Origin of the sequence: Prochlorococcus marinus str. MIT 9201, from assembly GCF_000759955.1 — a bacterium.
In the GTDB taxonomy this organism is placed as follows: domain Bacteria; phylum Cyanobacteriota; class Cyanobacteriia; order PCC-6307; family Cyanobiaceae; genus Prochlorococcus_A; species Prochlorococcus_A marinus_G.
Map to the genome: position 1 here is coordinate 68,010 of NZ_JNAL01000005.1, position 23,588 is coordinate 91,597.

At 28.6% G+C, this 23,588-nt stretch carries 27 protein-coding genes; 15 read left to right on the forward strand and 12 right to left on the reverse strand.

Annotated features, from left to right (window positions below):
* Positions 1-8 precede the first annotated feature (8 nt).
* The 3 genes from EU95_RS07740 to EU95_RS07730 are packed head-to-tail and all read left to right on the forward strand — an operon-like array spanning position 9 to position 2,537.
* Positions 9-578: a biotin transporter BioY gene (locus tag EU95_RS07740; RefSeq protein WP_032521449.1), complete on the forward strand. Its 570-nt coding sequence runs from the start codon at positions 9-11 to the stop codon at positions 576-578.
* Entirely contained in the window at positions 578-1,036 is a 459-nt protein-coding gene (gene lspA, locus EU95_RS07735; protein WP_032521450.1) for a signal peptidase II, read from the forward strand. Before EU95_RS07740 ends, lspA begins: the two co-directional genes overlap by 1 nt.
* 1 nt (position 1,037) lies before the next feature.
* Positions 1,038-2,537 (forward strand): GTP-binding protein, encoded by a 1,500-nt coding sequence (locus EU95_RS07730; protein ID WP_032521451.1) that lies wholly within the window; start codon positions 1,038-1,040, stop codon positions 2,535-2,537.
* Here EU95_RS07730 and EU95_RS10190 read toward each other — a convergent pair.
* Both EU95_RS10190 and EU95_RS07725 read right to left on the reverse strand, forming a co-directional pair.
* Positions 2,530-2,661 carry a hypothetical protein gene (locus tag EU95_RS10190; protein WP_275040471.1) on the reverse strand — a complete coding sequence of 44 codons (132 nt, stop codon included), beginning with the start codon at positions 2,659-2,661 and terminating at the stop codon, positions 2,530-2,532. The genes EU95_RS07730 and EU95_RS10190 overlap by 8 nt on opposite strands.
* 9 nt (positions 2,662-2,670) lie before the next feature.
* A complete protein-coding gene (locus EU95_RS07725; RefSeq protein ID WP_032521452.1) occupies positions 2,671-4,056 on the reverse strand; it encodes a pyridoxal phosphate-dependent decarboxylase family protein in 1,386 nt (461 codons plus the stop codon).
* 43 nt (positions 4,057-4,099) lie between these two features.
* Between EU95_RS07725 and EU95_RS07720 the strand changes: the two genes are divergently transcribed.
* A complete protein-coding gene (locus EU95_RS07720; RefSeq protein ID WP_032521453.1) occupies positions 4,100-4,615 on the forward strand; it encodes a nucleoside deaminase in 516 nt (171 codons plus the stop codon).
* Here the strand turns inward: EU95_RS07720 and EU95_RS07715 are convergent.
* Complete coding sequence (locus tag EU95_RS07715) at positions 4,590-5,774, reverse strand: pyridoxal-phosphate-dependent aminotransferase family protein (protein ID WP_032521454.1); 1,185 nt, start codon at positions 5,772-5,774, stop codon at positions 4,590-4,592. The two genes, EU95_RS07720 and EU95_RS07715, sit on opposite strands and share 26 nt — an antisense overlap.
* A gap of 214 nt (positions 5,775-5,988) precedes the next feature.
* Between EU95_RS07715 and glnA the strand changes: the two genes are divergently transcribed.
* The 3 genes from glnA to EU95_RS07700 all read left to right on the forward strand — a co-directional run bounded on the left by glnA (position 5,989) and on the right by EU95_RS07700 (position 8,844).
* A complete protein-coding gene (glnA, locus tag EU95_RS07710) occupies positions 5,989-7,410 on the forward strand; it encodes a type I glutamate--ammonia ligase (protein ID WP_032521455.1) in 1,422 nt (473 codons plus the stop codon).
* Positions 7,411-7,512: 102 nt separating this feature from the next.
* Complete coding sequence (locus EU95_RS07705; RefSeq protein WP_032521456.1) at positions 7,513-8,568, forward strand: class I SAM-dependent methyltransferase; 1,056 nt, start codon at positions 7,513-7,515, stop codon at positions 8,566-8,568.
* Positions 8,569-8,580: 12 nt separating this feature from the next.
* Positions 8,581-8,844: a DUF6439 family protein gene (locus tag EU95_RS07700; RefSeq protein WP_032521457.1), complete on the forward strand. Its 264-nt coding sequence runs from the start codon at positions 8,581-8,583 to the stop codon at positions 8,842-8,844.
* On the opposite strand, the gene EU95_RS07695 is transcribed toward EU95_RS07700, so the two are convergent.
* Together EU95_RS07695 and EU95_RS07690 are read right to left on the reverse strand one after the other, a co-directional pair.
* Positions 8,823-9,257 (reverse strand): ATP-binding protein, encoded by a 435-nt coding sequence (locus tag EU95_RS07695; RefSeq protein WP_032521458.1) that lies wholly within the window; start codon positions 9,255-9,257, stop codon positions 8,823-8,825. The genes EU95_RS07700 and EU95_RS07695 overlap by 22 nt on opposite strands.
* 48 nt (positions 9,258-9,305) lie before the next feature.
* On the reverse strand, positions 9,306-10,025 hold the full coding sequence (locus tag EU95_RS07690; protein ID WP_032521459.1) for a GUN4 domain-containing protein: 720 nt from the start codon (positions 10,023-10,025) through the stop codon (positions 9,306-9,308).
* Positions 10,026-10,060: 35 nt separating this feature from the next.
* Here EU95_RS07690 and mnmH point away from each other — a divergent pair, with 35 nt between their 5' ends.
* From mnmH to EU95_RS07675, 3 genes are read left to right on the forward strand one after another with little or no spacing between them, the layout of a single operon-like run.
* Complete coding sequence (gene mnmH, locus EU95_RS07685) at positions 10,061-11,101, forward strand: tRNA 2-selenouridine(34) synthase MnmH (protein WP_032521460.1); 1,041 nt, start codon at positions 10,061-10,063, stop codon at positions 11,099-11,101.
* A 60-nt stretch (positions 11,102-11,161) separates the two neighbouring features.
* Positions 11,162-11,515 (forward strand): photosystem II reaction center protein Psb28, encoded by a 354-nt coding sequence (gene psb28 / locus EU95_RS07680; RefSeq protein ID WP_032521461.1) that lies wholly within the window; start codon positions 11,162-11,164, stop codon positions 11,513-11,515.
* A gap of 13 nt (positions 11,516-11,528) precedes the next feature.
* Positions 11,529-12,572 carry an AI-2E family transporter gene (locus EU95_RS07675; RefSeq protein ID WP_032521462.1) on the forward strand — a complete coding sequence of 348 codons (1,044 nt, stop codon included), beginning with the start codon at positions 11,529-11,531 and terminating at the stop codon, positions 12,570-12,572.
* Positions 12,573-12,776: 204 nt separating this feature from the next.
* On the opposite strand, the gene secF is transcribed toward EU95_RS07675, so the two are convergent.
* From secF to rsmA, 6 genes are all read right to left on the reverse strand, one after another.
* Complete coding sequence (gene secF, locus EU95_RS07665; RefSeq protein ID WP_032521464.1) at positions 12,777-13,691, reverse strand: protein translocase subunit SecF; 915 nt, start codon at positions 13,689-13,691, stop codon at positions 12,777-12,779.
* Positions 13,692-13,712: 21 nt separating this feature from the next.
* Positions 13,713-15,182 (reverse strand): protein translocase subunit SecD, encoded by a 1,470-nt coding sequence (secD, locus tag EU95_RS07660; RefSeq protein WP_032521465.1) that lies wholly within the window; start codon positions 15,180-15,182, stop codon positions 13,713-13,715.
* Between the two features lie 3 nt (positions 15,183-15,185).
* Positions 15,186-16,169, reverse strand: a complete 984-nt coding sequence (locus EU95_RS07655; protein WP_032521466.1) for a pyruvate dehydrogenase complex E1 component subunit beta — start codon at positions 16,167-16,169, stop codon at positions 15,186-15,188.
* 180 nt (positions 16,170-16,349) lie between these two features.
* Complete coding sequence (locus tag EU95_RS07650; protein ID WP_032521467.1) at positions 16,350-16,652, reverse strand: DUF3082 domain-containing protein; 303 nt, start codon at positions 16,650-16,652, stop codon at positions 16,350-16,352.
* A gap of 22 nt (positions 16,653-16,674) precedes the next feature.
* Positions 16,675-17,610 (reverse strand): 4-(cytidine 5'-diphospho)-2-C-methyl-D-erythritol kinase, encoded by a 936-nt coding sequence (gene ispE, locus EU95_RS07645; RefSeq protein ID WP_032521468.1) that lies wholly within the window; start codon positions 17,608-17,610, stop codon positions 16,675-16,677.
* A 12-nt stretch (positions 17,611-17,622) separates the two neighbouring features.
* Positions 17,623-18,447 carry a 16S rRNA (adenine(1518)-N(6)/adenine(1519)-N(6))-dimethyltransferase RsmA gene (gene rsmA / locus EU95_RS07640; protein ID WP_032521469.1) on the reverse strand — a complete coding sequence of 275 codons (825 nt, stop codon included), beginning with the start codon at positions 18,445-18,447 and terminating at the stop codon, positions 17,623-17,625.
* Between the two features lie 56 nt (positions 18,448-18,503).
* On the opposite strand from rsmA, the gene EU95_RS07635 reads away from it, so the two are divergent.
* From EU95_RS07635 to EU95_RS07615, 5 genes are all read left to right on the forward strand, one after another.
* On the forward strand, positions 18,504-18,797 hold the full coding sequence (locus tag EU95_RS07635) for a hypothetical protein (protein WP_032521470.1): 294 nt from the start codon (positions 18,504-18,506) through the stop codon (positions 18,795-18,797).
* Positions 18,798-18,816: 19 nt separating this feature from the next.
* Complete coding sequence (locus EU95_RS07630) at positions 18,817-19,233, forward strand: 23S rRNA (pseudouridine(1915)-N(3))-methyltransferase RlmH (protein WP_032521471.1); 417 nt, start codon at positions 18,817-18,819, stop codon at positions 19,231-19,233.
* Between the two features lie 100 nt (positions 19,234-19,333).
* Complete coding sequence (locus tag EU95_RS07625; protein ID WP_025945928.1) at positions 19,334-19,750, forward strand: LexA family protein; 417 nt, start codon at positions 19,334-19,336, stop codon at positions 19,748-19,750.
* The gene (locus EU95_RS07620) at positions 19,747-21,033 is read left to right on the forward strand and encodes a Y-family DNA polymerase (RefSeq protein ID WP_032521472.1); all 1,287 of its coding nucleotides are present in this window, start codon (positions 19,747-19,749) and stop codon (positions 21,031-21,033) included. The genes EU95_RS07625 and EU95_RS07620 overlap by 4 nt, the downstream gene beginning before the upstream one ends.
* 10 nt (positions 21,034-21,043) lie before the next feature.
* Entirely contained in the window at positions 21,044-21,511 is a 468-nt protein-coding gene (locus tag EU95_RS07615; protein ID WP_032521473.1) for a hypothetical protein, read from the forward strand.
* A gap of 16 nt (positions 21,512-21,527) precedes the next feature.
* On the opposite strand, the gene dnaG is transcribed toward EU95_RS07615, so the two are convergent.
* Positions 21,528-23,561 (reverse strand): DNA primase, encoded by a 2,034-nt coding sequence (gene dnaG, locus EU95_RS07610; protein ID WP_032521474.1) that lies wholly within the window; start codon positions 23,559-23,561, stop codon positions 21,528-21,530.
* Positions 23,562-23,588 lie beyond the last annotated feature (27 nt).

Consider the following 23,588-nt stretch of genomic DNA (forward strand, 5'->3'; position numbering starts at 1 on the left):
TTATAATAATGCTCAATTTTTATAGATTAATTGAGGTACTTGTGAGTCTTCAATCAATTTTAATAACAACAATGTTACCTGTTTATATTCCACTAGAATTTATCGATAAAACTAGTAAAAATTTCGAGATACCTATCACATGGCAAATTCCAACTATAATTTTACTAACCCTTATTTTTCATAAAGAAGTAGTTTTCAGAGCATTTTTCATATATATAATTTTAGGGTTATTTTTTGGCCCAGTCTTTCATCAAGGAGGTTCATTAGGATATTTGCTTACTCCAAATTTTGGTTATTTATTAGGCATATATCCTTTAGTTAGAATAATTGATAATTTAAATGCAAGAAAAAAAATTAATGTTGGAAACTTTTTAATAAATGGATTTTTAGCAATAAGTGCTATGCATTTAACCGGAATACTTTATAACTTTATACAAATTATATTTTACAGTCAATTTAATACGTTTTTATATAATTTAGGGAAATACTCTGCAGGTAAAATTGGATATCATTTTTTAATGCTTTTGCCATTATTATTGCTTATAAAACCTATTAATTATTTAAAAAACAGAAAATAATGATTAATAAGATACATACAAAATTATATTTTTTATCATTAAGTATTTTTATTTTTCTAATAGATCAAATTACTAAATATTTAATATTTCATAATTATAAAAATGTTATAAATAAAGATTTAATTTTATTTAAAATAGACTTCGTAAAAAATTACGGAGCTGCATTTAACATATTTAGTGGCAATAGAATATTTCTATCATGCATAAGTATTATTTTTTCAATATTACTATCTTATTTAATTTTAAGAAGAAATAGCCTTAATAAAATTGATCTATACTCTTATAGCCTAATTCTTGGAGGAACTTTTGGTAATGGTATTGATAGGATAATAAGAGGTTTTGTAATCGACTTTATAAATTTAAATATAATAGATTTTCCAGTATTTAATGTTGCAGATATATCAATTAATATTGGCTTTATTGCTTTAATTTACAGTATTTTTAAAAACAAACGGTAATATGATTTACTTTAAATTGAAGTATATAAAATACTTTATCCTTATTTTATTGCTATATATTTTATTTTCGATATTAATAAGAATAGTGAATATTTATACCCTTTTATTTTTAATTGTAATTATTTATATCTTTTATAATATTGATAAAAAATTATTTAAAAAAATAGTTTATAAAGTTATATATAAAAATAAAAAAAATACACTTTCATTCAAAAATTCATATGGTGCTGCAAAGATAAGTTTGGAAGGGGTCGAGAAAATTAATAAAAAAATTAATGATAAGGTAAAAGTTGAATTATTAAATTACCAAAAAAACAAACTAGAGTCTCAATTGAAAACAGGAGATTATAAAGTTACTCTATTTGGAGCTGGTTCATCAGGGAAAACATCTATAGCGAGATCATTACTGAAAAATATAGTAGGACAAACCTCAGCAAAAATAGGTACTACAAAGCAAATTAATAGCTATAAAATTCGTATTCCAATCTTAAAAAGAAACATTAATATAGTCGATACTCCTGGTTTATTCGAACCATCTAAATTAGGAGAAGAAAGAGAAAAAGCAACAATTATACAAGCATCAAATTCTGACTTAGTTCTTTTTGTATTAGATCAAGACATAAATAAATACGAAAAATATTTAATTACAGAATTATTAAAATTAAGAAAAAAAATAATAATAGTTCTAAATAAATGTGATTTGAGGTCAAGAGATGATAATAACATCATCGTAAAAAATATAATTTCTATAACTTCTGCTAAAAAAAATAAAATTTCAGTTGTTCAAACAATTGCAGTACCTCAACAATCCCCCTATGTAAAATCAGAGGCTTTAAATTTAGTTCCAGAGGTAGAAAGTTTATTTAGAGAAATAATAGAAACTCTCGATAATAATGGAGAAGAGTTATTGGCGGATAATATTCTTTTTCGCTCAAATAAATTAGGTATTAAAAGTAAAAATTTCGTTCAAGAACAAAGATATTTAATGTCAAATAAAGTGATTAATAAATATATGTGGATAACAGGAGGAGTAATACTTGTTAATCCACTACCAGCTGTTGATTTCCTTACTACTACATCTGTAAACCTTCAAATGATAATGGAATTATCAAAAATATATGAAATTAAGCTAACAAAAAAAGATGCAAAAGATTTATCAAAAGCATTGCTAAGCGCATTGGCTAAACAAGGAATATTAAAAGGAGGTCTGGCCATTCTTTCACCTATATTAGCTACAAGCTTGACTAAAATAATATTATCTAAATCTATACAATCAGTTACAGCAGGCTGGTTAATAAGAATAGTTGGATTAAGTTTGATTGAATATTTTAAAAACGGACAAGATTGGGGAGATGGAGGAATTCAAGAAGTGGTAGATAAGATCTATAGAATAAGTAAGAGAGAGGACATTTTAAACAACTTCGTAAAAGAAGCTATATCAAAAATCGAAATGAAAAAGTACTTTAAATCAAATAAAAGTTTGCCTCCATTTACTATGTAATGTTGGATAATTGATCATTTAGATAAGTTCTGAAATCAAAGATAGTTATTAAGAGTAAATAAGCAATACAAATAGCTATAGATATAAATCCAGTTACTATTGCAATAATTTTTGATCTAGCCATATTCATTAGTTAAATATCTAAAAGTCTCAAAAGTTCTTTAATATGAGATTTTTTTGTATTGTAATTTCCCATTACAACCCGTAAAAAATATTTACCTTTAAATTTTGGTCTAGATAGCATAAAATTATTGTTAATTAGTTCATTTACTTTAGTTTGAGACCATGCATCAGATTCTTTTGGCTCAAGTTTCTTTGGTAAGAATGAAACAATATGAAGAGGACCTGAATATATATCAAATTTATTTTTACTAATATTTTTTATAAAAAAGTCTTTTCTTTTAATTGAAGAATTTAATATATTTTCAATTCCCTTTAGACCTAAAAAACGTAACCCAAGCCATAGTTTGATAACCTCTGCAGGTCTAGAACCTTGTATGCCTATTTCTCCTCTATTTATAATATTTTCTTTGGAAGATATATATGGTAGTCCAGTATTAAAAGTATTTTCTAAAGTACTCATATTTGAAACCAATAACAATGATGAAGTCTTTGTAATGCCAATGATTTTTTGTGGATTTATCGTTATCGAATTAGCCTGATTAATATTATTTAAACCTTTTATTGGGATAGAAGTAATAGCAAAAATCCCTCCAATTGAACCGTCAATATGTAACCATATATTTCTTTGTTTACAGATTTCACTAATTTCTTTAATAGGATCAATGGCTCCTCTTATAGTTGTTCCGAGGGTAGCGACAATAGCAAATATTTTTTTATTTTCTTTTGCACATTTATCTAAAGACTTTCTGAGTTCGTATATATCCATTCGACCTTGATTATCAGTTTTAATCCTGACAAGATTCGTAGTATCAAGACCCATTACTTTTATACATTTAACAAAAGATGAATGAGCATCTTCACTAACAAGTAATACAGAATTAGGATTTGTGCCTAATCCAGCATTATTTCTAGCTGCTATGAGTGCATTCAGATTACTTAATGTACCTCCGCTAGCAGCAATACCACCAGAGAAATCATTAAAACCTATTTTCATGGCAAACCATTTACATAATGATTCCTCTAGCAAAGTTACACTTGGTGATAACTCGTAAGCGAGAAGATTATTATTTAAACCAGCAGCAATTAAATCTCCCAAAATAGAGAAAATTAAAGGTGGGGGATCAAGGTGAGCTAATGAGCCAGGATGAACAGGATTAAATGAATTATTCAAAAGAGATACAATCTCAAAAAACAAATCTTCTTCGGAGTTACCATCTTCCGAAGGCATAATACACTTAAAACTCTCATCAAAAGGTAAAGGACCATTTTGATCTGCTTTAGAGAACCAGTCACAAAGTACTTGAATTGCTCTATTAAGAAGAATGATCAATTTGTCATTAGTCCCTAAATAGGAGGGGAAATATATATCTTTATTATTAATTAAATCTTCAGCCATCAGATAAGATATCTATTAATAATTCTATTCTCAATATTGGTAAATGAGAAATATTTTTGAAAATGGAAATAGTAATGAAGATCAACAAAAAAACACAAATATTTCAAAATACACATTGTGGATGAAATCGATATTAAGAAGATCCAAGGAAATGGGAAAAGTTGAGCTACCAATCGGTTCAATAATTTTAGATGAGAGAGGAAGATGTATCGGAAGAGGGGTTAACAGGAGGAATATAAATAAGGACCCATTAGGTCATGCTGAGATAATGGCACTTAGGCAGGCATCTCTAATAAAAAACGATTGGAGATTTAATGAATGTACTATTATCACAAATTTAGAACCTTGTACTATGTGTTCCTCTGCTCTTATTCAAGCGCGGATGGGTAAAGTTATTTTCGGGGCATATGATAAGAAAAGAGGTGGATTGGGTGGTTCAATTGACCTATCAAAACATGAAAGCGCTCATCACAAAATGGAAATAATTGGAGGTATCCTAGAAGATGAATGCAGTCAAATTTTACAGATTTGGTTCAAAAAGTTGAGGACTCAAAAATAGAAAATTTCTTTAGCTCAGTATCAAATAGGTTTAATAATCTGTCAACATTCTCCTCACATGAATTAAAACCCATCAGTCCTACGCGCCACACCTTACCGGATAATTCTCCAAGTCCATTTCCTATTTCAATTCCAAAGTTTCTTAAGAGATGATTTCTAAAACCATCCCCATCAACTGCTGGAGGTATTTTAACTGTAGTTAAAGTTGGTAATCTATAATCCTCTGTTACATGTAATTCCATTCCGAGACTTTCTAAGCCATTCCACAGTTTCTTTGCATTAGTATTATGTCTATTCCAAACATTTTCTAAACCCTCATTCGCAATTAACAGTAAACCTTCGCGAATAGCAAAATTCATATTTACCGGCGCAGTATGATGGTAAACACGATCAGAACCCCAATATTTATTTAATAGAGATAAATCTAAATACCAGTTAGGTACTTTTGTTTTTCTTGAACTAAGTTTTTCTTCAGCTCTTTTATTCATTGTAAAAGGACTTAATCCTGGGGGACAACTTAATCCTTTTTGACTACAACTGTATGCTAGATCAATTTTCCATTCGTCTATCAATAATTCTAAAGCTCCAAGTGAAGTTACTGCATCAACCAAAAACAAGCAGTTATTTTTTCTACAAATATCGCCAATCCCCTCTAGTGGTTGTAAAACACCACTAGATGTTTCAGCATGGACAATAGCAAAAATTGCTGGTTTTTTAGTTTCTATTTCATACTTAATTTCCTCATATGTAAAAGCCTCACCCCACGGTTTTTCCATAACTGATACTTGAGCTTTATATCTATTCGACATATCAACTAATCTATCTCCAAAATATCCTTTTTTAGCAATCAAAATTTTTTCTCCTTCTTCAATAAAATTAGCTATTGAAGCTTCCATGGCAGCACTACCAGTACCACTCATTGGAAGTGTAAGACGATTATTGCATTGCCATGCATACCTTAAAAGTTGTTGTACATCAGACATCAATGAGATATATGCTTCATCTAAATGACCAATGGGATTCAAAGAAAGAGCGCTTAAGACTTCTGGATGAGCATTTGACGGACCAGGACCTAATAAAAGTCTTGAGGGAACATAAGTTTTTGAGAAATGAGATAAATTCTCTTTATTTAAAGCCGGAATAAGTTTTGCTTCTGTCAAAGCATTACATTCAATTACCTTTAAATTAGACTAATATCGTCTCTTAAGCGATATTTATTTAAAGAAATTAATTCAATTTAAATAATTGAGTAAATAATTATTAAAGTTATGACTTGAAATACTGAAAGAAGTCATCAAGTGTTGAAAAAAGTTACGGTTGATACATAATAAGAATCATCAAGTAATTAATTTCATAGAAGGTATCTCAAAAGTTATGTCTAAATCTCCACAAGATGTTTTAAGTCAAATTAAAGATGAAGGAATTGAACTCATCGATTTAAAATTTACTGACATCCATGGTAAATGGCAACATTTAACTCTTACATCAGACATGATAGAGAAGGATTCATTTACAGAAGGTCTAGCATTTGATGGTTCATCAATAAGAGGTTGGAAAGCAATTAATGCCTCTGATATGTCAATGGTTCCTGATGCAAGTACAGCATGGATAGATCCTTTTTATAAACATAAAACTCTAAGCATGATTTGCTCTATCCAAGAGCCTAGAAGTGGTGAGCCATATGATAGATGCCCAAGATCATTAGCTCAAAAGGCTTTAAACTACTTAGAATCTACTGGTATTGCTGATACAGCATTTTTTGGCCCGGAACCAGAATTCTTCTTATTTGATGACGTGAGATACGACTCAAAAGAAGGTTCTTGCTTTTACAGTGTAGATACAATTGAAGCTCCATGGAACACTGGAAGACTCGAAGAAGGTGGAAATTTAGGATACAAGATCCAATACAAAGAAGGTTACTTCCCAGTTTCTCCAAATGATACTGCGCAAGACATCAGATCTGAAATGCTACTTCTAATGGGTGAATTAGGAATACCTACAGAGAAGCATCACCATGAAGTGGCTGGCGCCGGTCAACACGAACTTGGAATGAAATTCGATTCGTTAATAAATTCTGCTGATAACGTAATGACCTATAAATACGTTGTTAGGAATGTTGCAAAAAAATATGGGAAAACTGCAACTTTTATGCCCAAGCCTGTATTTAATGATAACGGAACTGGAATGCATGTTCATCAAAGTTTATGGAAGAGTGGACAGCCACTATTTTTTGGAGAAGGAGCTTATGCAAATTTATCTCAAACAGCAAGATGGTACATCGGAGGCATACTTAAACATGCTCCATCCTTCTTAGCATTTACTAATCCAACTACAAATAGTTATAAACGATTGGTCCCAGGATTTGAAGCACCTGTAAATCTAGTTTATTCAGAGGGTAATAGATCAGCTGCTGTAAGAATACCTTTAACAGGTCCTAGCCCTAAAGCTAAAAGATTAGAATTCAGATCAGGTGACGCACTTGCAAATCCTTACTTAGTATTTTCTGTAATGATGCTTGCTGGTATAGATGGAATTAAAAATCAAATTGATCCTGGTGATGGAGTAGATGTAGATTTATTTGAACTTCCAGCTGATGAACTTGCAAAAATTGATACAGTTCCTTCCTCTTTAAATGACTCACTTAATGCTCTAAAGGCAGACAAGGATTATCTATTAGCTGGTGGAGTTTTTACTGAAGATTTTATTGATAATTTTATCGATATAAAATACGAAGAGGTACAACAACTAAGACAAAGGCCTCATCCACATGAATTTTTCATGTATTACGATGCTTAATTAAAAGAACTCATTATTTAAAATTAATCAATTTGAGAAATATCACAATATATTCTCAAATTGATTTTTTTTTTGTTGGAATATAGATATATAAATTGAAAAATGGCTAGGGAATCTATTTCAAAAATCGCATATAAAACGCTACAACAAAGTAAAAGCATTGCAGGTTTCGCTCACAAGCAGATCAGTTCAAGATTAATGAATTTAATTCTTCCCGATTCGAAGCTTGAAAATTTTAATATAGATAAGAATCTTCTTATACAAATCCAAAAATCAATGGATATTTTAAGAGAAGAAGATTGGAATGATGCAGAAAAAAATATTTATCCAAAAAAATTATTGTTTGACGAGCCATGGCTTAGATATCTAACTCAATATCCTAAAATTTGGCTCGATATGCCCATTACATGGGATAGACGCAGAAAACAAAACTTTGACGATCTTCCAAAATCAATTGATAAAGATAATTATCCTCAATATTACTTGAGAAATTTTCACCATCAAACAGATGGTTATTTATCAGATTTTTCAGCAAGCATTTATGACCTTCAAGTAGAAATACTTTTCAATGGAAGTGCTGACTCAATGAGGAGAAGAATAATTAAGCCAATAAAAGAAGGACTTGAATTTTTTAGCGGTAGAAAAAAAAGTTCTATAAAAATACTTGATGTGGCTACAGGATCTGGAAGAACATTAAAACAATTGAGAGCTGCATTTCCTAAAGAAAAAATTACAGGAATTGATTTATCTGATTCATACTTAAAAGAGGCAAGTAGATATATTTCAGACTTAGATGGAGATTTAATTCAGTTAATTAAAGCTAATGCTGAAGAATTACCTTTTGATAATGATAGTTTTCAATGTATTTCTTGCGTTTACTTATTTCATGAATTACCTCGAACAATAAGAGCTAAAGTATTAAATGAATTTTTTAGAGTTCTTGAACCTGGTGGTAGATTAGTAATAGCTGATTCAATTCAAATAAGTGATTCACCTGATTTTACATCCATAATGGAAAGCTTCTATAAATCTTTTCATGAGCCATTTTATTGTGATTACATAAAGGAGGATATAGATTCTAAAATAGAGGAAGTAGGGTTTAAAGATGTAAAATCAAATTCCTTTTTTATGACCAAAGTATGGTCTGCTGTAAAGTAAATAAAAACTTCTATGACCTATTGGGATAAAGATACTATTAAGCTTGTTCAAATTCTTAATGACAAATTAAAGATTGATCATTCTAAATGGCATAAAGATAAAGGAAATAAATATAAACGATCTGCAGAACTAATTTCGGCGGGATTATGCCATCTAATTATTTCTTGTAATGAGAAGGAAACTGTTGAATATATAGAAGAAAGTATTAAATGGTTAAAAGAAATTAACGTAGATCAACCTTGTCCTAGTAAAAATCACCTTTTTAAGGCCAACTGAAGCCTATTACCTTTGCTACTCCATCTAATATCATCAAAACATTCATTGATAATGTAAAGGCCACGGCCATTTACACTACTTATTTTTTTTGGTAATTTGTAGTCTCTTTTTTTTATTTCTAAACCATTACCTTGATCTTGAATTTGCCAAACACACCAATTAGGAGTAATTATTCTTCTAACTCTAATATTTTTTTTTGGATCTAATTTATTTCCATGTTTTACTGCGTTAACTAGAGCTTCATGTAAACCAAGTTTTATAAGATAGTTTGATTGAGAATATTCAATAGGTTCTAATAATTGATCGACAAATTCATTTAACTGTAATGATGATTCGAATTCGTAGTTAGACCAGTTAATCTTTGGTCTTTTAAAAAATTTCTTTAAAATATTTTTGCCCCGAAATAAGGACATAATAATATTTTGATACTGTCTTAATTTTAACTTATTAACTACCTCAATTTAAAGAATATTATTATGTCTCTCTGCAATAGCAGGATGCCGTAGGATGGAGTCCATAAGTCTTACTCCTCTTAGTTGATTTATTAAAGGCATATGTCCATCTGGAGCATCCAATGACCAGCAAAAAGATCCAGGATATCTAGTCCATAAGCCCTCTTTTTTCCAACCTATTTTCGGCCACATTAATTCATATTTTTTCCCTACTGATTTTAATATCTTTGCCTGAATTGAGAATCCAAATCTACCATTAGAATAAATAGTCCATAATCTATCTATCGTTTCTAGATCTTTACCAGACATATTCTTAACTTCACTATAGAAAACATAACCACGTTTTTCAGCTAATTTTCCAGCTAATTTTCGTAAATAGGAACTTGTTAATCTATCTGCCTCTTCAAATTTTTGCTCAACTAACATCAATTGCAAATCTTCATAATTAATATCAATATTTGAATATGTATTAAACCAATTATTAAATTTAGAGTTTTCAAAGAATTCAGGCTTAAATTTTTTTAAAACTTGCAATATCCAACCAACAGCCCAGTCATCTCCATCACTATCAAAAATATCAAAAAGAGAAGGGCCCAGATTAAAAATATTTTCGACTTCAGATTCTATTAGAGTTAATGAATTTATTCTTTTTCTTTGATTGTAATCTACAAATTGTTTTATCAGATCTAATGTAGCATTATTATAGTTATCTTGTTCTTTGTTATTCATTTTTAAAAATCAATCTAAAATAATTAAAACTACCCATGTATTTCAAAAGAAAAGAACTAGAGAAATTTAGAAGTTTTAAAGGACCACTTATAGATGTTAGAAGCCCGAGTGAATATTATAAAGGACACATGCCTAATTCTATTAACATTCCACTATTTGATAATAATGAGAGATCTATAATTGGCACGATTTATAAAAAAGAAGGAAGAAAAAAAGCAGTCATGGAAGGATTAAAATTTTTTGAAAAAAAAATGGAATTACTTCTTGATAATTTAATCATGAGTATTGAGTCATATAAAACATTTCCTAATAAAAATAACGAATTATTTATAAGAATATATTGCTCTAGAGGAGGAATGCGTTCACAAAGCATTGCTTGGCTATTAGAAAAATATAAATTTAATCTAATAACACTTAAAGGAGGATACAAAATATATAGAAGATGGGTATTAGATAGTTTCTTAAAAAAGTACAATATAGTAGTTATTGGCGGAAAAACAGGAACAGGGAAGACAAGGTTATTATCACTACTAGAGAAATATAAATATCAAACTATTGATCTTGAAGGATTTGCTTGTCATAGAGGAAGTACTTTTGGAGGTTTAGGAATGAATGAACAACCTTCAAATGAACAATTTGAAAATATAATTGCAGAAAAATTAAATTCTTTTAAATTTTCTAATAATATTTTTGTAGAAGCTGAAAGTGCAAATATAGGTAAATGCAAAATTCCTCATGAATTCTTTAATCAGATGAAATATTCTAGGAGAATTGAAATTATAAGAAGCGAATCTAACAGGTTAGATGAGTTGATAGAAACTTATAGTGTATTTAAAAAAGGAGAACTCAAAGACTCTTTACAAAGGATAAAAAAAAGGTTAGGTCCTCAAAGAACAAAAATAGCCCTTGAATCAATTGATAACGAGGAATGGGATTTAGTATGTAAATCAGTTTTAGATTATTACGATAGGTGTTATGAATATGAAAAGATTGGCAGGGAAAATATAACGTTTTTAGATTTAACTGACAAAAAATATGATGAAAATATTTTAGAGTTAATAAATAATGTTTTATAAAATAATTACAAACGAATGTGAAAAATATTTCCTAAGATAGATCATTGTTATTTAAATATTATGACAGCAAATAAAACTGCAAAAATACAATTTTATGATGGGACTGATGAACCAGTAGTTCCTGAAATAAGACTGACTAGGAGTAAAGATGGAACCACCGGCCAAGCATTATTTTTGTTCGAAAAACCTCAGGCATTATCTTCGATTACAGACGGTGAAATCACAGGAATGCGTTTGATTGATTCTGAAGGTGAAATACAAACTAGAGAAGTTAAAGTAAAGTTTATTGATGGTGAACCCATTTTTTTAGAGGCAGTTTATATTTGGAAGAACACATCAGACTTTGATAGATTTATGAGATTTGCAAATAGTTATGCCAAATCAAATGGATTAGGATATTCTGAAAAGAAGTAGAAAATTTTCAAAATTGAGTAGTTCATCATATTTTAAGTTAGTAGTAATATTAATCACTTCATTATTAATATGGACTTTAAGAGATTTTCTCCTACTAATAATTTGTTCTTTAGTAATTTCAAATATTGTATGTAATTTATGTAATCAAATGCAAAAGGGATTGAAAATTCCTCGAGTACTTTCTTTATTTCTTGTATTAACTGTTATATCAGTAATTGTATTTACTATTTTTATTCTTGTATTGCCTCCTTTCATAAAAGAATTTAATGAATTACTTGTTGATATTCCAAATGGTCTATCAAAAATAAATATTTTGATTAATACAAATCTGAACAAACTTAATAATATTTTCTATGGCGAAAAATCAGAAAACGTTGTAGACATATTCAATCTTATAAATAATGTAGTTACCATTCCAGATGTCTCAACAATTGCAAAAGCTATTCAAGAAAGTTTTAAGAATTTAATAAATATTGCGGGAAATTTAGGTTCAGGTCTTTTGAAATTAATATTCGTATTAGCTGTTAGTTTGATGATTTCTATTGAACCAAAACAATATAAAGAAAATATACTTCTGTTAATCCCAAAAAATTACCGTAATAAATTTAGAAATATTCTGGAAAAATGCAATATTGCATTAGCAAATTGGACCTTTTCTATGGTCATAAGCTCATTATCAGTAGGTTTATTATCACTAATAGTTTTATCTATATTAGATGTCAAATATATTGTCTCAAATGCTTTAATAGCAATGGTTCTTAATGTAATTCCAAATATAGGCCCAGTTATTAGTGGTATATTTCCTATCTCAATTGCACTACTAGATAATTTTTGGAAGCCACTGGCCGTATTAGGAGCATATGTAATCATTCAAAATATTGAAAGCTACATAATTATGCCTTCTATAATGAAGAAAAAAGCAAACTTACTTCCTGGCCTAACATTAATTTCACAATTTGGATTCACCTTCATTTTTGGTCCATTAGGCTTAATTCTATCTCTTCCATTAGCTGTAGTAATACAGGTTATAATTAAAGAATCAATTAAAGATATTTAAATACTACTTAATTAATTTTTTATATAAATATGGATATGAAAAAAGGATAAAGAAAGCTAAGGGATGTTTACCAATAGCAAAATATAATGAACTAAAAGTGAAATGATCAAATAATATTCTTAACTCAGTAGAAAGATCTATTAAAACTAAAGAAAATAAAATTATCAAATAGTAATTTAGTTTCATAAAATCAGAAGTTTAAGCTCAATCTTTCAGCAACAAAGATGGAGCCAATAAAATACTTGAATAACTTCCAACTATAATTCCTAATGATAAAGCCAAAGAAAACCAAAATAGTGAGTAAGATCCAAACAATATTATGCTTAATAAAGGGAAAAGGGTTGTAATACTGGTAAACGTTGTTCTTCTAAATGATTCGTTAACTGATAACTGAATAGTTTCGTTATAGCCCTCTTTCTTTGATTTTAAATTCTCGCGAATTCTATCAAATATAACAACAGTATCATTTACAGAATAACCGGCAATAGTTAACAATGACACAGCAAATAAACTATTTACCTCAACAGATAATATAATTCCCAACCAGGAAAATATACCGAAAACAATTACTAAATCATGGAATAAAGCTAATAGTGCAAATAATGCATATTTTTTATCAAATCTAATTGTTATATATATAGATATTGCAAATAAAGAAACTAACAATGAAGTAATGCAATTAGTAAGTAATCTTTTCCCAAGCTTTGGACCTATTAATCTTGAATCCTTACTTTCATAATTTAGAGGCCCAACAATATTATCAAGATTATTGATAAGATCATTTGATTCTTCGATACTCAAATATGGGGTTCTTATTGAAATTAATTTATTCTCATTTTGGAATTGTAATTTAATATTATTTAAAACGTTTTTATTTTTAGTGATCTCTCTTAACTTTTCTATCACTGAATCAGGGGAAAAATTAGAACATTCTTCTTCACAAGCTCTCTCTATTCGTAGTTCATTTCCTCCAACAAAATCCATCCCTAAATTTATAGGTTTCTTATAAGAAGTATTAAAAGTAGAATATAAGATACCTAGAAGACTCAACAATACAAGAAAAGTTGAAAAACCAATTATCTTTCTTTTACTTTTTATTAGTTCAAGGTTGTATTTCATGAGAAAATAAGAAATAAAAATTTAATTTAAAAAATTATTCTTGGGTAGATAGAGATTTTTTTGTCTTAAAGATTGATATGTTGTAAGGAATCGCAAAATAGTTTTGGAACAATTTAATGATGTAAACAAGCTTATTAAGACTCCAATACCTAATGTCGCAGCAAAACCTTTAACAAAATTTGTTCCTAATAGAAACAATACAAAACAACTTAAGAGAGTAGTAATGTGACCATCAACTATGGATGAATTAGCTCTTTGAAAACCGCTATCAATAGATCTTGTAAGAGTATTTCCATCATATAATTCTTCTCTAATTCTCTCAAATATTAGAATATTTGCATCAACAGCCATACCAATGCTTAGTATAAGACCAGATATGCCGGGTAAAGTCAAAGTTACAGGAATTAAAGAATATAGAGCTAAATTAAAGCATCCATAAAGTACAAGAGAAAGAACTGAAACAAACCCTAAAATTCTATAATTAAAAATCATAAATACACCAACAAAAATTAATCCACTAATAGCTGCATAAAGACTTTTTAAAATATTATTGGATCCCAACAGAGCTCCAATAGTGTTAGTTTCAACTATTTCTATTGGCAATGGTAGTGAACCTCCTTTAAGTTGAACTTCTAATTCTCTCGCATTTTCAGCACTAAAATTACCGCTTATTGTTGCTGATCCACCTGTAATCCCAGTAGTAGCAAATTGACTACCAACAGAAGCTTCACTTATTGATTCACCATCAAGAATGATAGATAATAGTTGATCAGTTCCAGCAATTTTCTTTGTAATTTCTGCAAACTTTTCACCTCCAGAATTATTAAAAGTTAATAAAACTTCCCAATTACTATTTGTTTGTTCTTGTCTCCTTCCTGCGTTGATAAGATCCTTACCAGATAAATCTGTTTTAATAAATAAATTTGCAATTTCTTTATCAATATATTTTTTAATTTCAATTAACTTCTCATTTAAATCACTACTAGTAGATGAATAATTTAACTCTTGCTCTGTCTCTTTAAGGTCATCCTGAAAAGTTTTTAGAAGATTATCATCATATTTACTCCTTTCTAATAAGGAATATTGTTCAATTAATTCTTTAATATTGAATCTCTGAAGTTGCAAAGTTTTTAAATCTGTAGATGTTCCTTCTTTCTGGGTCCTAAATTCTAATAAAGCAGTTTTTCCTAAAACTCTTGAAGCAACTAATGGATTTTGTTCTCCAGGTAATTCTAAAATCAATTGATCTCCTCCTAGGGTTTGCAAGTTTGATTCAGAAACCCCTAAATTATTAACTCGTCTATCTATAACCGAATTTACTGCTTCAAGTTCATCTTTTGTTACCTTACCTTCTTCTTTAATTATTTGTAGTGTAAGTTGAGAACCCCCTCGTAAATCCAATCCCAACTGTAATGGATAATTTATTAATAAATAAACAGATAAAGTAAGTAGAAATATAATAAAAAAAAGCCAACCTTGCCTTCTTTTCATTGCCTATATACTCCCACTAATTAAATCTTCAACTTTTTCAACTATTTGATGTGGTTGTATTATTGTCAAATTCTCAAGATTTCCATTATACGGAGTTGGAATATCCTGACTAGATAATCTAATTGGTCGGGCATCAAGGTCATCGAAACATTCTTCTGTTATCAAGGCAATTAATTCTGCACCAATACCTCCAGTCTTCATACATTCTTCAACAATAATTACTTTATTTGTTTTTCTTATTGATTTTGAAATGGTTTCCATATCAAATGGTTTTAAACTTATTAAATCAATTAACTCAACATCTACTCCTTTTTTATCTAATTCTTCAACAGCTTTCAGGCAGTGATGTCTCATTCTTGAATAAGTCAATAAAGTAATATCTTTACCTTCTTTTACGACGTCAGCTTGATCTAAAGCGCAAATATAGTCCCCATCAGGTAATTCTTCAGACAAGTTGTATAGAAGAACGTGTTCGAAAAATAGAACCGGATTATCATCTCTTATAGCTGCTTTCATTAAACCTTTGGCATTTGTAGGTGTACTGCATGCAACAATCTTTATACCAGGGACCGCATGAAAATATGCTTCAAGTCTTTGACTGTGTTCGGCACCAAGTTGACGACCAACCCCCCCTGGTCCTCTAACAACTGCTGGTATCTTATAATTACCTCCACTTGTATATCTAAGCATACCCATATTATTTGATATCTGATTAAAAGCTAAAAGCAAAAATCCCATATTCATTCCTTCAACTATTGGTCTTAACCCAGTCATTGCTGCTCCCACAGCCATACCCGTAAAACTATTCTCTGCAATTGGAGTATCTAAGACTCTTAACTCTCCATATTTTTCATATAAATCCTTAGTTACCTTATAAGATCCACCATATTGACCAACATCTTCCCCCATAACGCAAACATTGACATCATTTGCCATTTCTTCATCAATTGCCTCTTTCAAAGCATTAAATAATAATGTTCCAGCCACAATTAATTACCTAATTAATCACATATATAATCCTACCACTTTGATTAATTTATCCTCCTTCAGCAAAGGTTATAAGTAGTAATATTGACAAAATCATTCCTGGTGAAAGCAAAAGTATTAAAAGTCCTAGGTCAGGTAAAGACATTTAAAGAAAGTGTTTTTTTTAATAATATTGGCAATTCAACTTTTCTTCAGAAAAAAACTGCGAATAAATACAATAAAAAGTCCAATGCCAATAAAAGCAAAAGAAAAAGTTAGCAAAAAAGATAATCCAATTATTAATGTATTAATACTCGAAGAAATATTTTGAACTATTTCAGAAGAATTAGATGGTTTATGTATTGAAAAATAAATTGCAATTTTATTACTTAAAAAATAAAAAAAAATAAATAATAAAAAACTGGTTAATGATCCAACAATAAAATTTAATGGTCCTTTTTCAGGAATATTTTTTTCAATATTCTCATTACTATTATCAGCCAAAATAAAATTTGAAAAAAAAAATTTAAATGAATGTTATTCCCTTTTCAAGGAAAGTGCAAACCCATGAATCGTAACCTTTCTTTCTAAACATTTTATAATTTGCAGTTAATTCTTTTTTAGCAGTCTCTATATCTTTAAAGAGTGCAAAGCATGTAGGGCCTGATCCACTCATTGAAAATGTGAGACAATTTTCTAATTTAGAAAGTAAATATAATGCCTGCTTTACAGAATCATTTTCATTTTCAACAACTAGCTGCAAATCATTTTTAATAGAAAAATGTTGATTTTCAAAATTTAAGTTATTTAAACCATTATTTCTTAAATTTTTTCTTATGTTCTCAATCATTTCTCTATTAGTAAGATATTTATCGCAAAATCTATTACTATATTTTTTATAAGTTTCGGCAGTTGATACTGATACATTCGGATTTTTTAAAAGAATTGCTCCATATTGAAGGGTTGAATCTAATTTCTCCAAAATTTCGCCTCTTCCAAAACATAATTGAATACCACCATTTATAAAAAAAGGAATATCAGATCCTAAAGTTGATGCTAATGAACATAAAGTTTCTTGATCTAATTTCAAATCCCATAAATTATTAAGACCAATTAATGTTGCTGCTGCATTACTGGATCCACCAGCTAATCCTGCGCCAATTGGTATATTTTTTCTTAAAAATATATTCGCACCGCAGTCTATATTTGATTTTTTCTTTAATAGGTTTGCCGATTTAACAATTAAGTTATCATCAGATATGCTTAAATCATTACAATCAGACTTAAGTTTAATTAAACCTTCATAATTAATTTCAAATTCTAAATAATCAGCAAGATCGATATTTTGCATAATCATTGCTAACTCATGAAATCCATCCTCTCTTTTACCAATAACTTCAAGATGCAAATTTATTTTGGCAGGAGATTTTATATTAATTTTCTTTTTAGCTAAATCTTGCATATACTTTAATTTTTATTTTTTAATTTTAATACAATTTTCTGCAAGCTTAATCCATTGTTCAATTGAAATATCTTGTGGTCTTAAATTAAAACAAACTTTTGAAGATTCAGATAATTCATTTATCTCTTCATTTGATAGTATTGAATTAAGAGTATTTCTAAGCATTTTTCTTCTTGAATTAAACGAAATTCGAAGAAGTTTATCTATATATTTTTCTAGACTAATATCTAGTCTTAAATCATTTTTAATTGGTTCGAAAACTACTAAAGAAGAAAAAACTTTTGGAGGTGGACTAAATGATGAAGGCGGCACATCACATATTCTTTTTATTTTTGATAAAAGTTGCATTCTTATACTAAGCGCACCAGCATTGGGACTTCCCTCTTTTGACAAAATCCTATCTACAACGTCTTTCTGCATCAAAAATATTATTTTTTCGTAATTATAGTTTCTTATAATGCCCAATCGACCTATGAAAATATCCAATATTGGGCCAGTTATATTGTAAGGAATATTTGCAATCACTTTTGTAATCTTCTTATTAATCGAATCTAAATTCACAGAAAGAATATCTCCCTGCTGCAGTGAAAACTTATCATTATTATTGAATTTATCATTTAATAAATTTATTAAATCTTTATCTAATTCAATTGCATGTAATTTTTTAATTTCTGAATCTAACAACTTAGACGTTAAAGCTCCTTTACCAGGACCAATTTCTAAAATAAAGTCATTTTTATTAAGAACAGCAATTTCTTTAATTTTTTCTAATATTTTTTTATTTACCAACCAGTGTTGTCCAAATCTTTTTTTTTGATAATAGTTTTTAGAATTCATCTAAAAGATAAATAATATGTTTAAATTAAATATGAATTTATTTAATCCTTTATATCATGAGCTTATCAAAAAAAAATTTAGATAAACTCAATAAATTTAAAAATAAGAAAAATTTAAATAATAATGATAATTTAATCACCAATCCATTTAATTCAGAAGATCCCAATAAAATTTTTTATTCGTTAATTGATAATTCAGAATCTTTAGAAGAGACTTCTAACGTTAATAATTCACTAAGAAAAAGTGAGATTAATCAAATTAATATGAATTCTAAAAAAGATAATTTTTCCAAGAAATTAACAACCGAGGAGGAACTATATGATGAATTTAATTATCTTCTTGATGAATAATTAGTTTTGATATTTACTTATGATTCATAGTAATAGATTAGCAATTTATGCTATCGGCAAAATAAAGAAACTTTGGATTAGAGATGGAATTAATCAATACAAAAAAAGAATGCCTGAACTTATCATTAATGAGTTAAAGACTTTTAATTTAAATAATCTTAGATCCAATAACAATATTATTATCTGTCTAAGTGAAGAAGGAAAACAGTTTAATTCAGTTGAACTATGTTCCTTACTCTTGAATTTTAAAAATAAAAAAATTAATTTCTTAATCGGTGATACTGATGGAGTCAGTTCAGATATAAAAGAAAAATCAGATCTTGTACTAAGCCTGTCTCCTTTAACTTTTCCTCATGAATTAGCTAGATTAATCTTAATCGAGCAAATCTATAGAGCTATCTCTATATCAAACAACTCCCCTTACCATCGTTCCTAAAAAGATTAGATTGAATCTAAAATTAATCTATAAAAGTTTAATAACTAACTATTTTTTGATTTTTTTTGCTATATAGTACATATATACTATTAATTTAATCTTGGATTCTTTTGATTCGACTACTAAAACATTTAAAATCCCCTTATTAACTGATTCGGTATCGGCAGGGTTTCCTTCTCCTGCAGATGACTATACAGAAGAAAATATTGATTTAAACGAACATTTAATATCTAATCCTTTTAGCACTTTTTTTCTTAGAGTTAAAGGTGACTCAATGATAAATGCAGGAATTAAAGATAAAGATTTAATAATAGTAGACAAGAGCTTAACAGCCAGGCCAGGGAATATAATCATTGCAATGATAGACGGAGAATTTACAATAAAAAGATTATCTATAAAAAATAATGAATTATATTTAAAATCAGAAAATCATAATTATCCTGATTTTAGATTTAAAAACCATATTGATGTACAGATATGGGGAGTTGTTATTTATTCAATACATAGCTATTTATGAGAATTTCAAATATTGATGCAATAGCTCTTATAGATGCTAATAATTTTTACGCGTCATGTGAACAAAATATTAATCCTCATTTGAGAAATAAACCAGTAGTAATTTTATCTAATAATGACGGATGTATCATTGCAAGAAGCCCTGAAGCGCGAGCTTTAAAAATTAAAATGGGAACTCCGTATTTTAAGGTCAAAGAAAGACTAAATAAATTAGATGTAGCAGTCTTAAGCTCAAACTACTCGCTTTATGGGGATATGAGCAGAAGACTAATGAATTTACTGAAAAACTACTGTGAACAGATAGAAATTTATTCCATTGACGAAGCATTCGTCTCGATTTCTAGACCTAATGATGAAAATCTATATCCTTGGGCAAGAAGCATAAGATCATTAATATATCAGAATCTAGGGATTACCATAACAGTAGGAATAGGAGAAAATAAAGTGAGAGCAAAAATTGCTAATAAACTAGCCAAAAATATTGATTATTCAGCTGGAATATTTGATTTAGCTAGAACCGAAAATGAGAATAATTATTTGAAAAGAATTAGCATAGATAAGATATGGGGAGTCGGGAAACAAACCTCTAATTGGTTGCAAAGTAAAGGTATTAAAAATGCGAGAGAACTAAGAGATATGGAAGAAAATGAAATCATTAAGAAATTAGGCATCGTAGGGAAAAGACTACAATTAGAATTGAAAGGTCATAGATGCCTGCCCATAGAAAAAAACAAGAAATCAAAAAAAGAAATTCAGGTGAGTAGGAGTTTCGGCACGCCTATCACAAAATTAGAAGACTTAACTCAAGCACTGGCAACTCACGCAATAAAAGCCTCTGAAAAAATGAGAAGTCAGAATTTGCAATCATCTAATATCAGAGTATTTGCTAGAACCAGTAAATATTCAAGTCAAAATTATCAAAGAAGTGCTCATAGAAAACTTACAAATGCAACAGATGACACAAACAATATTTTAAAGATAGTAGTTGAATTATCTAAAGAAATTTATAATCCCGAATATAAATTCTCAAAAGCTGGTGTTTTAATGCAGGATTTAACAAATAGCGAATATTTACAGCAATCAGTTATCAATTACAAATCTCAGAAAGTCTTAAAAAAATCAACAAATCTAATGAAAACGATTGATTTATTAAATAAAAGATTTAATAACAATGCAATTACATGGGCCATCACAAAAAATCCACAAAGTTGGAAGATGAATAAGAATTTCTTAAGTCGCTCATCTACAACTGATATAGAACAAATCCCAACTATAGTGAAGTAAACAAAATAGAATGGAATTTATATTATTTTTGAGCAAATTAGATAAAGAGATTCTTAACTTATTAATGAAAGCAAACTACATAGTTGAAGAAAATAAAATTGAATGTCTATTAAACAAAGAAATAAAAGGGCTACATAATTTTAAAGAAAATAAAATAATAATATGTACTGAAAATGCAAAAAAGAAAACAAATTTTAGAAATAAGAATCAAAACCCAAATATAGATAACTTCAAAACAGAAAGGGCGATAAGAAAAGCATTAAGACACGAAGCAATTCATGCGATACAAAAATGTAATGACAATAAAACAATAGGGGATATAAAAAAATTAGAAAGCAAATTGCATCAAAGTAAAAGAAAAGCATTAGAGTTCTCTAGTTCAAATTTTTCTGGGACTTATGCGAAAGAAGTAGAAGCTTATGTTCTTGAAGATAAGCCCAAAAAAGTTAAAAACTTGATTAAAAAATACTGCCTATAAATTAAAAATTTTTATATTAACTAGCGAGGAAATTGCCACAACGTTGTTTGTCTAAGAAATTTATATGTTGTCTTTCTACGTAATATAATTCCTGAAACTTAATGGCATCTGAGTTTAAATCCTTAAAAAGATCATCAATCTCTTTACTTGTATTTGAAGAACCAGAAGAAGGATTATCTATTAAAATGGATATACAATTTTCTAAAGTTTTTAATCTTTGAGATCCCCAAGATTCTATTAAATGTCTACATCTTTTTAGAGAATTGTATTTCTCAAGAAGTGATAATGTTCCTAGTAAATTGTCCTTAGGATTACTCAACAATGTTAAAAACAACTCATTTGGATTAATAAAAATATTAATTTTATTTGATGATTCAGGATTATTGAGAGCTAAGTAATCAGGCAGAAGTGAAATTAAGTTAATAGAAGAAAAATCTTTTTGAAGATTTTGTCTATTTGATTGTTTTAAATCATTTAAGTAATTTAGACCTAAATTATTTTGTTCAATTTTTGAAATAGCTTCCCATAGACTTTGAATATAACTAGTATTAAAAACATTAATTTCTCTTTTAAGAAATTCATCACGAATAAAAAGTCGAAGATCAGGACAATGTAAATAATAAAATATTATTTCAGATTCATTTTTTTCACGCCGAGAAATTTCATTTGGTTGTTCAAATTTTTTTGATCTACCATGCCAACGAAATCCCCTAACTTGATTTCTTAAATCTTGTTCAAACTGTATCGCTAACCTTGCTTGTCCTTTACTTAATCGTTCGGAAACTTTTTGCAAGTAATGAGTTCTTATTGATGATTGAGGTAATTTGCTCAATAATTTTACCAATAAAGAAATTACACTTTGGAAATTTTCAGACTTAGTTAAATCTTTATCTTTAAAAATCTGATCAATCTCCCAATCAATCCAAAAGGATGAATTATCAATTAAGTTATTGTAATCTTCTGGAGTATGATTATTCAAAAATTCATCAGGATCTTTAAAATCATTAAGTTGAAGTATCTTTAGATTAATTTGATCATGGAGAGATAAGCTTTCAACTTCTTTTATTACTCTTTTGGTAGCTAATATTCCTGCATTATCAGAATCAAAATTTAAGATTATATTTTTATTATCTGTACATCTACATAATTGAGAAATTTGATACTTATTTAATGCAGTTCCTAGGGAGGCTACAGAATTAGAAATACCTTTTGCATGAAGAGAAATTACATCAAAGTATCCTTCAACAATAATAGCTTTATCTGTTTTCCTTATATTGCTAGATGCTTTTTCAAATGCAAATAACATTTTCCCTTTTTCAAATATCTCTGATTCAGGTGAATTAAGATATTTGGGTTCCTGTCCATCAAGAGATCTTCCACCGAAGGCAACTACTCGTCCTTGCATATCATGAATTGGAACTATTAATCTATTTCTAAAACGATCATATATCTTGTCAGAATTATCTTTTGAAATTGCAAGACCTGAGGCCAATATTAAATTAGTTGGGAATTTTTCTACCTTGGATAAATAATTAAATAAATCATTCCATGAATTCGGGGCGAAACCCAATTCAAATTCATCAATAACTTTATTACTCAATTTTCTCTTGGATCTTAAATATTCCATAGCATCAACACCAACAGAATTATTTAGTTGAGACTTAAACCAATTTTTAGTGACTCTTAATATTTTATAAAGTTCTTCTTTTCTAGATAATTGTTTTTTATAAGCATCGACTTGGGGACCCTCAAGATTTTCAACATTTACATTATTTTTTTTAGCGAGAGAAAGTACAACATCTGAAAAATTTGCACGAGTAAATTCCATTAAAAATTTAATAGAATTACCACCAGCACCACAAGAAAAACAATAATAAAATTGTTTACTTGGTGATACTGTCATAGATGGCTTAGTATCATCATGAAAAGGACAAATCCCAACAAATTCCTTGCCTTTTTTCTTAAGAACAATATGTTCAGATATAACGTCAACAATATCTGCCTTTTCCTTTACCTCTTGAATAGTTCTTGGGTGTATAGAGTGAACCATTGAGATTTTTATCAAAAAATAAATAAT

What these genes read in the sequence shown, in the direction of transcription:
- dnaG (WP_032521474.1), bottom strand. Translation starts at nt 23,561, where the DNA reads ATGGTTCACTCTATACACCCAAGAACTATTCAAGAGGTAAAGGAAAAG.
- psb28 (WP_032521461.1), top strand. Translation starts at nt 11,162, where the DNA reads ATGACAGCAAATAAAACTGCAAAAATACAATTTTATGATGGGACTGAT.
- secF (WP_032521464.1), bottom strand. Translation starts at nt 13,691, where the DNA reads ATGAAATACAACCTTGAACTAATAAAAAGTAAAAGAAAGATAATTGGT.
- EU95_RS07690 (WP_032521459.1), bottom strand. Translation starts at nt 10,025, where the DNA reads ATGAATAACAAAGAACAAGATAACTATAATAATGCTACATTAGATCTG.
- EU95_RS07695 (WP_032521458.1), bottom strand. Translation starts at nt 9,257, where the DNA reads ATGTCCTTATTTCGGGGCAAAAATATTTTAAAGAAATTTTTTAAAAGA.
- rsmA (WP_032521469.1), bottom strand. Translation starts at nt 18,447, where the DNA reads ATGAATTCTAAAAACTATTATCAAAAAAAAAGATTTGGACAACACTGG.
- EU95_RS07635 (WP_032521470.1), top strand. Translation starts at nt 18,504, where the DNA reads ATGAGCTTATCAAAAAAAAATTTAGATAAACTCAATAAATTTAAAAAT.
- EU95_RS07725 (WP_032521452.1), bottom strand. Translation starts at nt 4,056, where the DNA reads ATGGCTGAAGATTTAATTAATAATAAAGATATATATTTCCCCTCCTAT.
- EU95_RS07630 (WP_032521471.1), top strand. Translation starts at nt 18,817, where the DNA reads ATGATTCATAGTAATAGATTAGCAATTTATGCTATCGGCAAAATAAAG.
- EU95_RS10190 (WP_275040471.1), bottom strand. Translation starts at nt 2,661, where the DNA reads ATGGCTAGATCAAAAATTATTGCAATAGTAACTGGATTTATATCTATA.
- secD (WP_032521465.1), bottom strand. Translation starts at nt 15,182, where the DNA reads ATGAAAAGAAGGCAAGGTTGGCTTTTTTTTATTATATTTCTACTTACT.
- mnmH (WP_032521460.1), top strand. Translation starts at nt 10,061, where the DNA reads ATGTATTTCAAAAGAAAAGAACTAGAGAAATTTAGAAGTTTTAAAGGA.
- glnA (WP_032521455.1), top strand. Translation starts at nt 5,989, where the DNA reads ATGTCTAAATCTCCACAAGATGTTTTAAGTCAAATTAAAGATGAAGGA.
- EU95_RS07620 (WP_032521472.1), top strand. Translation starts at nt 19,747, where the DNA reads ATGAGAATTTCAAATATTGATGCAATAGCTCTTATAGATGCTAATAAT.
- EU95_RS07740 (WP_032521449.1), top strand. Translation starts at nt 9, where the DNA reads ATGCTCAATTTTTATAGATTAATTGAGGTACTTGTGAGTCTTCAATCA.
- lspA (WP_032521450.1), top strand. Translation starts at nt 578, where the DNA reads ATGATTAATAAGATACATACAAAATTATATTTTTTATCATTAAGTATT.
- EU95_RS07700 (WP_032521457.1), top strand. Translation starts at nt 8,581, where the DNA reads ATGACCTATTGGGATAAAGATACTATTAAGCTTGTTCAAATTCTTAAT.
- EU95_RS07720 (WP_032521453.1), top strand. Translation starts at nt 4,100, where the DNA reads ATGAGAAATATTTTTGAAAATGGAAATAGTAATGAAGATCAACAAAAA.
- EU95_RS07730 (WP_032521451.1), top strand. Translation starts at nt 1,038, where the DNA reads ATGATTTACTTTAAATTGAAGTATATAAAATACTTTATCCTTATTTTA.
- ispE (WP_032521468.1), bottom strand. Translation starts at nt 17,610, where the DNA reads ATGCAAGATTTAGCTAAAAAGAAAATTAATATAAAATCTCCTGCCAAA.
- EU95_RS07615 (WP_032521473.1), top strand. Translation starts at nt 21,044, where the DNA reads ATGGAATTTATATTATTTTTGAGCAAATTAGATAAAGAGATTCTTAAC.
- EU95_RS07705 (WP_032521456.1), top strand. Translation starts at nt 7,513, where the DNA reads ATGGCTAGGGAATCTATTTCAAAAATCGCATATAAAACGCTACAACAA.